This is a genomic window from Nonomuraea sp. NPDC002799 (genome assembly GCF_053592075.1).
This window is the reverse complement of sequence record NZ_JBSFVA010000010.1, coordinates 189,418-202,846: the sequence shown is the minus strand read 5'-3', so window position 1 is coordinate 202,846 and position 13,429 is coordinate 189,418. Positions and strand designations below refer to the sequence as shown.

The following is a 13,429-nucleotide window of genomic DNA, read 5'->3' as shown; positions in this document are numbered from 1 at the left end:
TTGACCACGACCGTTCACCATGAAGGCCTGCGTGCCCCCGGCAGCGGGCCCACCGATCCCGACTCCGTGACCAGGAAGAAGATGCAGTTCTGGGACCGGAGCAAGTTCCTCATCGCGCTGGTGCTGGCCTATCTCATCCTCACGTGGAAGGTGATGGCCGACTTCCCGGGGGTCGCCACGTTCCCCGGGGCCGCGCAGCAGATCGCCTACGACTACCAGTGGATCTTCTGGTTGATCGGCGTCGAGGTCGCGCGGCAGGTGCACTTCTTCGTCAGCGAGCACTGGTCGGCCTACCACCGCTTCTGGAGCCAGCGGGTCTTCGGCGGCTTCGAGCGCTGGACGCACCGCCGCTTCGACGACTGGACGCGGTTCCGTCTCTCGCGAGCCCTCAAGATCGCGTTCTTTGTCACGCTGATCGCCCTGGTGCTGGGGGCGGTGCTGGACGTCAGCCCGTTCATGGCGCTGATGCAGGCGCCGGCGCTGATCTGGCAGGCGATGCCGTTCCTGATCCAGATCGTCTTCCTGTTCTTCGTGGTGATCATCCAGTTCGTGGGCCTGTTCTGGTTCCTGTCCAGAGGCGGCGTCGAGACGTACTTCCCCGACGACATCAAGACCCGCTTCAACGACGTGTGGGGCCAGGATCACGTGGTCGAGCGCGTCCGGGAGAACATCGTCTTCCTGGAGCGCCCCGACGAGATCGAGACGCGCGGCGGGTACGTCCCCAGCGGCCTGCTGCTGTGGGGGCCGCCGGGAACCGGCAAGACCCTGATGGCCGAGGCCGTGGCCGGCGAGACCGGCAAGCCGTACGTGTTCGTGGATCCGGGTGCGTTCACGAACATGTTCATGGGCATCGGCATCCTGAAGGTCAAGGGCCTGTTCAGGAAGCTGCGCAAGCTGGCGCTCCGCTACGGCGGCGTGATCGTCTTCTTCGACGAGGCCGACTCGCTCGGCAAGCGCGGCCGGCTCGCCCAGCAGGGCCCGCCCGGCCAGGGCGGCTTCACCGGCTGGTCCGGCGTGTCCGGCCACGACGGCTGCCACGGCCTCAACTACCTGTCCCAGGAGACCCGCCAGGTGCTGGCCTTCCGCGGCGGGCGCCAGGCCGAGAAGGAGCCCGGCCTGCGCGACCGCTTCATGATGGGCGGCGGCATGATGGGCAGCGGCGACCCCGGCACGCTCCAGGCGCTGCTCACCGAGCTGTCCGGGCTGAAGAAGCCGCGCGGGTTCTTCAACCGGCTCGTCAGGCGACTGCTCGGGATGCGGCCCAAGCCGCCGCCCAAATACCGCATCCTCGTCATGATGGCCACCAACCGGCCCGACGCGCTGGACGAGGCGCTGCTGCGGCCCGGCCGCATCGACCGCATCTACAAGGTCGGTTACCCGTCCAAGGCCGGCCGGGTGCGCACCTATCAGGGCTACTTCGACAAGGTGTGGCACGAGCTCACCCCGCTGCAGATCGACAAGCTGGCCACGATCACCCCGTACGCGACCGGCGCCACGATCAAGGACCTGGTCAACGAGTCGCTCATCACCGCCATCAGGGACGGACGCGAGATCATCACCTGGTCGGACGTGTTGCGGGCCAAACGGCTCAAGCAGCTCGGCCCGCCCGAGGACGTCGAGTACATCGAGCGCGAGCGGCACGCCGTGGCCGTCCACGAGGCCTGTCACGCCGTCGTGGCGTACGCGACCCGCTTCCACCTCGAAATCGACATCGCCACCATCGAGAAGGGCGCCGACTACCTGGGCATGGTCGCCTCGATCAAGCCCGAGGACCAGTTCACCCGGTGGAAGTCCGAGCACGAGGCCGACATCATGGTCTCCCTGGCCTCGCTGGCGGGGGAGCGGATGTTCTTCGGGGAGGACAACTCCTCGGGGGTCTCCGGCGACCTGTACTCGGCCACGTACCTGACCGCGATGATGGAGTCGTACTGGGGCATGGGCTCCGGCGTCACCTCGCTGCCCGCGCTCCAGGAGCTGGAGATCATGGGCGGCAAGGCCATGCGCAAGCGCGGCACCGGCGGCGCCATCGGCATCACCGAGCGGGAGCCGGCCAGACAGCAGCCCGACCTCGCCCCCGACGTGCTCGGCGAGCGGATCGAGTTCAACCTGGTGCGGTTGCTGGACAAGACCGAGGAGCTGCTGCAGGAGCACCGCAGGGAGGTGCTCTGCGTGGCGCACGCGCTGGAGACGCACAAGACGCTGAACGGCGACGACGTGGTGGCGATCATCCGCCGGGAGCCTGGGCCGCTCATCGACGGCACGATCTACGCCTCCGACGATCTCGTCCACGACCTTGAGGAATATCACCGCGACGCGGCCAGGGCGCACCGGGAGCACAGCCGCATCGAGCGCGACCTGCCGGGGCGGGTGGTGGAGCCGGTGGTGCTGGCGCCGGCCGCCTTCAGCGGTCCCGGCGTCAAGGCGGTGCACGCGGTCCGGACGGTCCAGGTGACTCCGCTGCCGCCGGCCGAGGCGCCGGTGATCCAGGCCGAGGTGCCGGTGATCCGGGCCCAGGCGCCGCCCCCCGTGGTACAGGGCACGCCGGTCGGGCGTGACACCCCGGCCGACACGCCTGCCCGGCCCGAGTTCGTGCCGTGGGCGGCGACGTCGGCACCGGTGCCGGTGCCGTCCGTGGCCGCACCGAGGCCCGTCGTGGCCGGGGCGCCCGCCCCGGCCGCCGCGCCGCCACCCGCGCGGCGCCGGCCGGCGGGCGGGGCCTGGCTGGTCGTCGCCAGCCTGCTCGGGCTCGTGGTGCTGTCCATCATCGCCGCGCTCGCGGTGACGGGGACGGTGACCGGCGGCAACGGCACCGGCGCGGCGGTCGCGCCGCTGGGGGCCTCGCCGGGGCTGCTGCTCCTGCTGTTCGTCGTGGTCGTCGCGGTGATCGTGGGGGCGGGGCTGGCGTTCGTCGCGGTCAAGGGTGTACGCGCGGCGCAGGCCAAGGCGGAGCACGAACGCGATCAGGCCCACGCCCGCGCCCAGCTCCTGGCGGCGGCGATGGATCCGGACACGGCCATGCGGCTGCTCGGCTACGACGGGAACGGAACAGAGCGGGCATAGCCCGACATAGGTGCCGGGGCGCTCTCACAACGCCCCGGCACACTCAGGCTCACCGCCGGTCGTCCGCACCGCCGCTCGTGCTCACCGCCGGTCGTGCTCCCTGCCGCTCGTCCTCACCGCCGGTCGTGCTCCTCGTGGGCGCGGCGCAGCAGGTCCATCAGCTTGTCCTCCTCGCGGATCTGCCCGCGGTACTTCTCCGGCAACTTCCCGAGCTGCGCCTCCTCGGCGAGCAGCCGGTCGAAGATCTCCTCGCGCACCTCGGGGTCGTGCTCCACGTTCAGATACTCCCGGGCGTGCCGCCGCACGGCCGACACCGTGTTCTGCGCCCGGCCCCTGGGGCTGGCCAGCGAGGCGAGCACCGTGATCAGCAGGACGCCGATGATCACCGACAGGGACAGGCCGGTGCTGATCTCGACCACCCGCACCGGCTCGCCGTCGTTGATGAACGGGACGTTGTTCTCGTGCAGCGCGTGCAGGATCAGCTTGATCCCGATGAACCCCAGGATCACCGCCAGGCCGTAGTTGAGGTAGATCAGCCGGTCGAGCAGCCCGTCGATCAGGAAGAAGAGCTGCCGCAGCCCCAGCAGGGAGAACGTCGTGGCGGTGAAGACCAGGTAGACGTTCTGGGTGAGGCCGAAGATCGCCGGGATGGAGTCGAGGGCGAACAGGAGGTCGGTGCCGCCGATGGCCACCATGACCAGCAACATGGGTGTCATGACCCGTTTGCCGTCCTGGACGGTGAACAACCGGTCGCCGTCGTAGATCTCGGAGGCGGGCAGCAGCCTGCGCGCCACGCGCACCACGAGGTTGTCGGGGGAGTGGCTCTCCTCGCCCTCCGGCTTCAGCAGGCTCCCCGCCGTGAGCAGCAGGATGAGGCCGAAGAGGTAGAACACCCAGGCGAACGTGTTGATCAGCGCCGCGCCGATCAGGATGAACCCGGTCCGCGCGATCAGCGAGAAGACGATGCCGAACAGCAGCACCTTCTGCTGATCCGCGCGCGGCACCCGGAAGCTCGACATGATGATGAGGAAGACGAAGAGGTTGTCGACCGACAACGCCTTCTCTGTCACGTATCCGGCGAAATACTCCGCGCCCTCCTCGCGTCCGCCGAAGAGCCACACCCCGGCACCGAACAACAGCGCGACGCCGACGTAGAGGGCCGACCAGACGGACGCCTCGCGCAGCGTGGGGACGTGGGACCGGCGCACGTGGAAGAAGAAGTCGAACGCCAGCAGGGCGACGATCCCCGCAATCGTCAGCCACCATACGGCCGCGGATACCTCCACTCAGGGCTCCAACCTTGTGGGCCGTCGTGGGGGAGGCGACTGGGCACGATTTCGTATCCCCGCAGGTGGTACCCGGTCCGGGCGGCTCCAAGCCACCGGCTACCGTGGCTTGGGCCGCTCCTTCGGTGAAGCGCCCGAGCACCGTGTGGACCATGGTGTGAAAGGGAGGGAATCGGCCGCCTGATTAACACGCCGTTCACATGCGGGCAAAAACTGGGAAACGGCCGTCCGTAAGACTCGGCGTGGCTGGAAAGAACCCCGAAAGGATCGCTGTGAGCTACAAGGCTGAGTACATCTGGATCGACGGCACTGAGCCGACGGCTCTGCTCCGCTCGAAGACCAAGATCCTCGTCGACGGCGCCGAGCCTCCGGTCTGGGGCTTCGACGGCTCCAGCACCAACCAGGCCCAGGGCCACTCGTCGGACCGTGTGCTCCGCCCGGTGTTCACCTGCCCCGACCCGATCCGCGGTGGCGACAGCGTGCTCGTCCTGTGCGAGGTCGAGGAGATCAACGGCGACGCGCACGCCAGCAACACGCGTGCGCTGCTGCGCCCGATCGCCGAGAAGTACGCCGCCCAGGAGTCGTGGTTCGGCATCGAGCAGGAATACACGTTCTTCAAGGGCAGCCGCCCGCTCGGATTCCCCGACGGCGGTTTTCCCGCCCCGCAGGGCCCCTACTACTGCGGTGTCGGCGCCGACGCCATCTTCGGCCGTGACATCGTCGAGCTGCACCTCGACCGCTGCCTCGCCGCCGGCCTGGAGATCTCCGGCATCAACGCCGAGGTCATGCCCGGCCAGTGGGAGTTCCAGATCGGCCCGGCCAGCCCCCTCGATGTCTCCGACCACATGTGGATCGCCCGCTGGCTGCTCTACCGCACGGCTGAGGAGTTCGGCGTGGAGGCCACGCTCGACGCCAAGCCCGCCCGCGGCGACTGGAACGGCGCCGGCGCGCACACCAACTTCTCCACGAAGGCCATGCGCGAGGGCTACGACGCCATCATCACCGCCTGCGAGTCGCTCGGTGAGGGCGACAAGCCGATGGAGCACATCACGCAGTACGGCGTGGGCATCGAGAGCCGCCTGACCGGCGCCCACGAGACCGCCCCGTGGAACAAGTACAGCTACGGCGTCTCCGACCGCGGCGCCTCGGTGCGCATCCCGTGGCAGGTCGAGGTGGAGAAGAAGGGCTACATCGAAGACCGTCGCCCCAACGCCAACATCGACCCGTACGTCGTCACCCGCCTGCTGGTGAACACCTGCTGCGCCGCCCTGGAGAAGGCCGGCCAGGTCTGACGCTGGACTTACGGAAGGGGCTCCGCACCGAGGGGCCCCTTCCGTCATGTCAGGACAGGCGGAAGTCCAGGTCGGGCGTGATCTCCGCGACGTCCATCTGGGCCTTCTGCAGCCTCCCCGAGTGGTCCCAGTTCATGGCCTGCCAGCGGGTGAACTGGTCGAGCACCCACACCCCCGACTGGCGGCTGCCGTTGCCCGACTTGCCGTTGCCGCCGAACGGAAGGTGCGCCTCGGCGCCCGAGGTGGAGTTGTTGACGCTGACCATGCCGGCCGAGACGCCCTCGCGGAAGCGGAAGGCGTGCTTGGGGTCGGTGGTGTAGATGGAGCTGGACAGGCCGTAGCCGGGCAGGTTGGACAGCTCGACGGCCTCGTCGAGGGTCTGGAACGTGGTCACGCCCACGATCGGGCCGAAGGTCTCCTCCAGGAAGATCCGGTCGGCCGGCTGGACGCCGTCCACCACGACCGGGTGGTAGTAGAGGCCCTCGCCGCCGTCGAAGTCGCCGCGCGGGTTCTCCTTCGTGATCCGCCCGACGTCGCCGGACACCACCTTGTGGTGGGGCTGGATCCAGGTCAGATACTCCTCGTAGCGGTCGGCGAACTTCTGGTCGAGCAACGGGCCCGCCAGCACGTCCTGCTCGGGGTCGCCGACCCTGGCCTCGCCTACGGCCTTCGCGAAGCGCCGCACGAACTCGTCGTGGACGCTCTCGTGCACGATGACCGTGCCGAGGCTGGTGCAGCGCTGGCCGGCGGTGCCGAAGCCGGCGAACAGGGCGCCCTCGACGGCGAGGTCCAGCTCGGCGTCCGGCATGACCACCATCGGGTTCTTGCCGCCCAGCTCCAGGCAGGCCGACTGCAGGTGCCGCCCCGTCAGCTCGCCGATCTTCCGGCCCACCTCGCTGGACCCGGTGAACCCGACCTTCTGCACGCTGCCCTCCTCCAGGGCGGTCTCCAGACCCGCGAAGGTCTCGGCGCCGTCGGCGAAGACGATGTTCAGCACGCCGTCGGGCAGCCCCGAGGCGGTGAACAGGCGGTACATCGCGTGCGCGGAGGCGGCGGCGTATTCGGCGGGCTTCCACACCACGGCGTTCCCGCAGAGCAGGGCCGGGACGAGATACCACGACGGGACGGCCACGGGGAAGTTGCCGGCGGTGATGACCGCGGCCACGCCGACCGGGTTCCTGAAGGTGAACAGGTTCTTGTCCGGCATCTCCGACGGGATCGTCTGCCCGTACAACCTGCGCCCTTCGCCCAGGAAGAAGTCGCAGGTGTCCACGATCTCCCGCACCTCGCCGAGCGCCTCGGCGTACGGCTTGCCGATCTCCTCGGTCACCAGCCGCGCCAGCGCCTCGGCGTTGGCCTCCACCAGCCGCCCGATGGAGGCGATCACCCGCCCGCGCACCGGCGCGGGCACCTTGGCCCACTCGCGCTGGGCCTCCTTGGCGGTGCGGCACGCGGCGGCGAACGTGCCGGCGTCGGCCAGGCCGACCTGCGCCACGACCTCGCCGGTGCGGGCGGGGTTGGTCGACGCGTACGTGGCGGCCGAGGCGGCCTCCTTGCCACCCACGATGGAAACGATCTGACGACTCACCCGGTGCCTCCTCATAGTTCCTCCGGTCAGACAATCATCCTGCCGGAAAAAACCCAAGGAGCCCTGTGTCAGCCGCTCCAGGCGGGATCACGGGGTCTTCGGCCTACCACGAACGGCCGGGCGAGGGCGGGCCGGCGTCGGTCGAGCCGGAGATGTCGCGCCTGGCGATGACCGCCAGCTTGTCCGCCAGATCGGCCAGCGCGCGCGCCGCGGCCAGCTCGTCCCCGATGTCCGCCTTGGCCGGATCAGCGGGGTTGCGGCGCGCCCGGCCGGTGCCGGTCACCTGGGTGCCGTCCCCGGTGGTCAGTGTCGCCCGCGCCGAGGTGTCGTCGCCGTCCTCGGCCAGGTGGATCCGTACGTTCCACTCCTTGGCCTCCATGGCCACACCTCCTCTCCAGCGGGCCGCCCGGTAAACCCGGGGGGCGTCAGTCCCGTTTGACCGTGACGGTGCCGCGCAGGCTCTCCTCGTTCGTGACCCGCTGGCCCCGCCCGAGGAACAGGGTGAGGCCCCGCCGGCCCGCCAGGGGGCGGACGTCGATGCCGTCGGCCACGCCCGCCAGGTGCAGGGTCTCCAGGTCCAGGCCGGCGAGCGGAGCAAGGTCGTGCACCTGGGCGCAGCCGTTCAGCGACAGGCGGTCGAGGGAAGGACAGGAGCGCGCCACGATGTCCAGGGAGTCGATGCCCGCGACGGAGGTCAGCACCAGCCAGCCCAGGTCGCGCATCTCCGCGAGCGCGGCCGGCGGCAGCTGCGCGCCCGATCCCTTCAGCGACAACATCTGCAGCTTGTTCTGGCGGGACAGGGGCGCCGCCCAGTCGCCGTGATCGTGCCCCGGTAAGGTCAGCCCGAGCTGGCGCAGCCGGGGGATCCGGTCGAGAAAGTCCAGATCGTCCAGCGTGACCGCCCAGAGCCAGAGCCGGTCCAGCCGTGGCAGGCGCTCCAGCGCGTCGAGGCCGAGGCGGCGGGGAACGTCGCAGGTCACCCAGAGGCGGCTCAGCTCACGCAACGACGCGACCTCGGCCAAGGACTCCACGGCGAGGGGCTGCAGGCTCAGCGATCGCACCCGCGGCACGTCGCGCAGGAAACGCAGGTCGTCGATCGGGCCGTCGAACTCGACGGCCAGGTCGGGCGCCTCCCGCAGGTGCCCGAGCCCGCGAAGGAGCCGGGGCGACCCGACGATCACGTGGTCCATGTCCGCGAGCACGCGCTTGGCGTAGGTCGCGGCGTCGAAGTAGTCCCATCCCTCCTGGAGCTGCCCCAAGACGGCCATCCGCCGGTCGGCACGGTAGGCCGCCAGCTTGTCCAGCGCCTCCGGCCCGTTGATCAGCCAGGCCGTCCGCACGGTCATGGCCGCCTGCTTCTCGGTCAGCCCCGACAGGTCGCCGGGCAGCCGCCGCAGGATCTCCTCGCCGATCGCCGCCAGGACGCCCGCCTCCTCCTCCGTACGCGGGGGAAGCACGGTCGTCAGGCACGCCTCGATCCGGTCGCGCAGCTCGACCGGGAGCTCCTGGATCGTCTCCAGGCAGCCGGCCACCAGCAGCCGCAACTTACGCGCGTGCGGCCCGCCGGCGTCGGCGCGGTCCAGCAGCCCGGCCAGCAGCTCCCTGCGCACCCGCCCGGTCGCGTGCCCCGCGGCCATCACCACGACCTCGCGCCACTGGTCGAGATGAGCCCGCTCGACCGCCGCCTCCACGTCCTCGTCCTCCACGAGCTGCCCCGCCGCGAGGTACTCCTGCACCGTCCGATGCGCGAAGTCGATGCGGCCGGGCACCGGCTCCCGCAGTACGCCGCTCCGCCTGAGCAGGTGTTCGAGCACGTCGGAGGCCGTATGGGGCATGCGGGTCATCAGTTCGAGCTTCTGCGCGACGCTCTTCAGGGCCGTGGCCTTCGACAACTCCGAGCGCCCCATGGACACCAGCCGCCAGGCGAGATCGCGCAGGATCCACACCTTCTGGCCGGGATCGAGGGAGATGTCGTCGGTGATCCGGCGTTCGGCGTCCCGCCGCTCCAGCAGCAGGCTGAGCACCGCGTCGTAGAAGCCCATGCGGTTACGCGGGAGCTGCGTGCGCCGGTCCAGGTTGAGCGCGCACAACATGGCCGCCAGCAGCGGCGTCGAGGCGACGGCCCCCAGATGCGGGTTGGACTCCATCCTGGCCAGCAGCGCGACCTCGTAGCCCTCCAGCTCGTCGGGGGCGCACGGCAGGCTGGGGCAGTCCCGGATCGCCACGTGCCACTGCCGGACGAGCTCCCGCTGGTCCTCGGGCGTCATCGGCTCCAGCATGGCCGCCGCGAATCCCTCGTCCGCCAGCCACCGTGCCTCGGCCGCGGTCGGCCGGGTGGTCACCACCACGCGCAGCGCCGGGTAGGCGGCCAGGAGCCGCGCCAACCACTCGCGCACGGCCGGGCGGTGCCGTACGAGCAGCTCGTCCACGCCGTCGACCAGCAGCAGCCCGCGGCCGGAGTCCAGCACCCGCTCCACCCAGCCGCGCGGCATCCGCCCGGCCACCTCCTGGGCGATGTCGTCGAGGAAGGCCGACGGAGCCGGGAAGTGGCCCGTCGAGTGGCTGCGCAGCTTGATCATCATGGGCACGCTGCCGTTCCAGCCGGACAGGCCGCCGGTGAAGCCGTCGCGGGCGGCGGTGACGGCCAGCCAGCGCAGCAGCGTGCTCTTGCCCGACCCCGCGTCCCCGCGCAGCAGCGTGCGCGGGCCGCGGCCGAGCGCCGACTCGATGCGTTCGGTGCCCGGCTCGACCGGGGCCCGGCCGGTCATCGAGGCGATCGCGAGGCGCTCCGGGGTGCGCCGCCGGCTCTCGCCCGCCGAGACGTTGAGGCTGATGTAGGCGACGCTCAGGGAGGTACGCGGGCGGTAGTGCACCCGGACCCCGAACAGCTCCACCTCGTCCAGGGTGCGGCTGACGAAGCCGAGGTAGTGGCGCTCGAACGCGGCGTCGTCCTGGCGGCCGTCGGGGGCCTCCAGGGTGCGCAGCGGCATGCGGGCGAGCAGCCGCTCCACCCCTTCCGCCAGGCCGCTCAGCCGGGCCAGGCTCTCCGTGGCCGCCCGTGGCACGTACTGCGGGAGCTGGCGCATCATGCCGGTCAGGCAGTCGACGGACTCGGCCAGCAACACCGCGTACAGCCGGTCCTCCGCCTCGCCGAGCCGGGGCTCCGGCAGCGCCGCCACGATGCGCTCGGCCAGCTTGGCGGCGTCGGCGTCGGCCTCGAACAGGGCCGCGTCCGACAGGTCGGCCCGCTGGAGCGCGGCCACGACCTCCAGCAGCACGGCGGCCCGCGCGGACTCGTCCAGGCCGCGGAACTCCTGCTCCACCAGCCTGCTGAGGCGCCCCTCCACGGCCAGCGCGATGCCCTGGAGCTGGTTGTCGAGCTTCCTGGGCGCGAGCCGGTCGCGAAAGCCGCTCTGGATGAGGTCCTTAAGATCGGACGTGCGGTCCTTGTGCGTGGCGCGGGTGGCGAGCCACTCGCGTACGGCACGTTCGGCGATCGACTTTCCCGCGGCGGTCAGCGCCGCCTCCACACCCGGCATGCCTCTTATATATCGGCCCCCACCGTCAGATCGCGCCCGGCTGCTTCACTGGGTTGGGTTGCTTCATGGGCCGTCTGCTTATAAGACCCGCCTACTTGATGGAACGCGGCTGCTTTAGCGGGCTTCGGCCGTTCCAGCGAGTCCGGCTGCTCTACGGGGCGGCTGTTTCAGTGGCCTCGGCGGTGAAGTCGGCGAAGTCGAAGCCGGGCGACACGATGCAGCTCACCAGCACCGGCTCGTCGCCCGCGGGCCGGGCCGACTGCCACACGCCGCCGGGCACCACCGCCTGCGGCACCTCGCCGTCCTCCACGCGCGAGCCCAGCGTGATCGTGGCCTCGCCGATCGTCAGGCTCAGCGGGCCGCCGCGGTGCCACAACCAGACCTCCTCCGACCTGACCACGTGCGGGACGGACTGCTCGCCCGGGTTCAGCAGGAAGTAGATGCCGGTGGCCGCGGCGCGGGATCCCGGGTAGCCGGGCGGTTGGAATGTGACCGGCGACCGCCACGTCTCGCGGAACCAGCCACCCTCGGGGTGCGGCAGGAGGTCGAGGGCGCGCGCGATGGGCGGGCGTTCGACGAACGCGATCGGGGCTCCCGTGACGTCCCTGCGCAGGAAGCGGTCACCGTCGAGGACGAGCTGGCCGTCGAGCTCGCTGGCCAGGGCCTCGGCCTCACCGGCCACCTGGGCAGACGGGCCGTCAGGATAGATCCGTAGCTCCACCCAGCCCATTTTAAGCTGATGCATTTGGACATACAGCCGTCGGCCAGACGGCGTCGCCTGTGGATTAGGCTGCGCCACGCAGCCGCGGGCCGGCGACGGGCTGGGCGTCATGCCGTATCCGCCCCATTCCGGGATATCGCGGACTGCTCGCGAACTGTCAGTCAGGCTGGCTAGTCTGCGGCAGGTGGTGGAACGGTGGAACCGTGATCAGGTGCTCGCCCTCGCCCCCGACGCGCCTTCCCAGAGAGCCGCGCAGGGGGTGGCGGCGGTGGGCAAATGGTCGTCGCGCGGCACGACGGGCACAGTCCTGTACGGCGAGTGCAGGGGCAGCGGCGCCAAGCCCTATTTGGCCTGCGTCGACCTGACCGAGCCCGCATACCGGTGCAGTTGCCCGAGCCGGAAGTTCCCTTGCAAACACGCGCTTGGGCTGCTGCTCATGTGGTCGGCCGACGGGGTTCCCGAGGAGGACGCGGCACCGGACTGGGTGGCGGAGTGGGTGGAGGGACGCGCCGAACGCGCCGCCAAGTCGGCAGCCAAACTCGAAACCGCCCGCGCCGAAGCCGCCCGCGCCGCCGAAGTGACTGCCGACGCTGACGGTGCTGCCCCCGTGGGTGATGGGGCTGCCGGCGCGATCGGAGCCGCGATCGATGGGCGTGGAGCGGGCGCCGAGGGCGGGGGAGTCGGCGCCCAAGCCCGCACCTCCGACCAGCCCGCCTCTGTCACCGGTCCCACAGGCACCGGTCCCACAGGAACAGGCACCGCTGGCACAGGCACCGCTGGCACAGGCACCGCTGGCACGGGCACCGCTGGCACAGGTGCCGCTCGTGCGGGGGCCGCTGGTGGGGAGTCCGTACGTCATGCGCGTGTGGCCGCCGGCCTGGCCGAGCTGGAGCGCTGGCTGGCGGACCAGGTGCGCCAGGGCCTGGCGGGAGCGGCCGGGCACGACTGGGACGGCCTGGCCAAACGCCTCATCGACGCCCAGGCCCCAGGCGTCGCGAGCCTCATCTCGCGTCTGGCCCGGGTCCGGTCGGAGGACGATTGGCCGGGGCGGCTCCTGGAGGAGTACGCCCTCATCGACCTCCTCGCCATCGCCTACCGCAGACGAGCCGAGCTGCCCGCTCCGCTGGCCCAGACGGTGCTCATTCGCGTCGGCTTCCCCGTCACGCGAGAAGAGGTGCTGGCCGGCCCGGCGGTGCGCGACCACTGGGACGTGCTGGGAAGACGCGACGACGAGCAGGACCGGTTGACGGCCCGCCGCGTCTGGCTCCGGGGCCGCCGCACCGGCAGGGCGGCGCTGATCCTCTCGTTCGCCCCGCCGGGCCAGTCCCTGGACGCCTCCCTGGTCACGGGCACCACGATCGATGCCGACCTCACCTACTACCCGGGTGCCGCGCCCCTTCGCGCCCTGGTCGCCGCCCGCTATGGCACGGTTCCGGCGGCAGCACCCGCCTCATCGCCCGCGAACGAGCATCCGACGGCGTTGGCGTACTCGGGTGAGGATCCGACGGCGTTGGCGTACTCGGGTGAGGATCCGGTGGAGTCCGTGGGTGCGTGCTCGCCGGGGGTAGGTGCTGCACCTCCCTTGAATTCCGGCAACGTTCGAACGTCTGGGACCGCCCAGGCATCCCCGGCCGGTGCGTTGCCGCCGGCGCCGCATTCCAAGGTGCCTCCGGGGAGCGGGCCGGAGGAGGCGCTGGACGAGGTGGCCGGCGTGCTGGCCGACGATCCGTGGACGGACTCCTGGCCGCTGGTCCTGGCCGGAGTGGTGCCCGGGCGCACGTCGCTGGGCGGCCTCCCGCTGCACCGTACGGCCCGCGACCCCTGGCGGCTGATCGCCGTCTCCGGCGGGCAGCCGCTGACAGTGGCCGTCGAATGGACCCCTCAGGGCCTGCGGCCCCTGACCACCTGGGATGACGAGGGAACGGCGGTGATCCTGTGACCGG

Annotated in this window: 8 protein-coding genes and 1 pseudogene; 4 read left to right on the top strand and 5 right to left on the bottom strand. The window is 70.9% G+C overall.

Features of this window, described 5'->3' with window-relative positions; all coding sequences use genetic code 11:
• On the top strand, positions 1-3,060 hold the full coding sequence (locus ACWD0F_RS20610; RefSeq protein ID WP_449877656.1) for an AAA family ATPase: 3,060 nt from the start codon (positions 1-3) through the stop codon (positions 3,058-3,060).
• Positions 3,061-3,173: 113 nt separating this feature from the next.
• On the opposite strand, the gene ACWD0F_RS20605 is transcribed toward ACWD0F_RS20610, so the two are convergent.
• Positions 3,174-4,346, bottom strand: coding sequence for a TerC family protein (locus ACWD0F_RS20605; RefSeq protein WP_449877655.1), 1,173 nt, complete (start codon positions 4,344-4,346; stop codon positions 3,174-3,176).
• 272 nt (positions 4,347-4,618) lie between these two features.
• Here ACWD0F_RS20605 and glnII point away from each other — a divergent pair, with 272 nt between their 5' ends.
• Entirely contained in the window at positions 4,619-5,638 is a 1,020-nt protein-coding gene (gene glnII / locus ACWD0F_RS20600) for a glutamine synthetase (RefSeq protein WP_449877653.1), read from the top strand.
• 49 nt (positions 5,639-5,687) lie between these two features.
• Here the strand turns inward: glnII and ACWD0F_RS20595 are convergent, their stop codons facing one another.
• From ACWD0F_RS20595 to ACWD0F_RS20580, 4 genes are all read right to left on the bottom strand, one after another.
• Positions 5,688-7,226 (bottom strand): aldehyde dehydrogenase family protein, encoded by a 1,539-nt coding sequence (locus ACWD0F_RS20595; RefSeq protein ID WP_449877651.1) that lies wholly within the window; start codon positions 7,224-7,226, stop codon positions 5,688-5,690.
• A 103-nt stretch (positions 7,227-7,329) separates the two neighbouring features.
• On the bottom strand, positions 7,330-7,605 hold the full coding sequence (locus ACWD0F_RS20590; RefSeq protein WP_449877650.1) for a dsRBD fold-containing protein: 276 nt from the start codon (positions 7,603-7,605) through the stop codon (positions 7,330-7,332).
• Between the two features lie 46 nt (positions 7,606-7,651).
• Positions 7,652-10,765, bottom strand: a complete 3,114-nt coding sequence (locus ACWD0F_RS20585) for an NACHT domain-containing protein (RefSeq protein ID WP_449877648.1) — start codon at positions 10,763-10,765, stop codon at positions 7,652-7,654.
• Positions 10,766-10,916: 151 nt separating this feature from the next.
• Entirely contained in the window at positions 10,917-11,486 is a 570-nt protein-coding gene (locus ACWD0F_RS20580; RefSeq protein ID WP_449877646.1) for a cupin domain-containing protein, read from the bottom strand.
• Between the two features lie 109 nt (positions 11,487-11,595).
• Here ACWD0F_RS20580 and ACWD0F_RS20575 point away from each other — a divergent pair.
• Positions 11,596-11,919: pseudogene (locus tag ACWD0F_RS20575) on the top strand (SWIM zinc finger family protein); the annotation flags it as partial.
• A gap of 432 nt (positions 11,920-12,351) precedes the next feature.
• The gene (locus ACWD0F_RS20570; RefSeq protein WP_449877833.1) at positions 12,352-13,425 is read left to right on the top strand and encodes a hypothetical protein; all 1,074 of its coding nucleotides are present in this window, start codon (positions 12,352-12,354) and stop codon (positions 13,423-13,425) included.
• Positions 13,426-13,429: the final 4 nt, after the last annotated feature.

Bases quoted from the DNA above. Each gene is read 5' to 3' on its own strand.
- ACWD0F_RS20585 (WP_449877648.1), bottom strand. From the start codon at position 10,765: ATGCCGGGTGTGGAGGCGGCGCTGACCGCCGCGGGAAAGTCGATCGCC.
- ACWD0F_RS20590 (WP_449877650.1), bottom strand. From the start codon at position 7,605: ATGGAGGCCAAGGAGTGGAACGTACGGATCCACCTGGCCGAGGACGGC.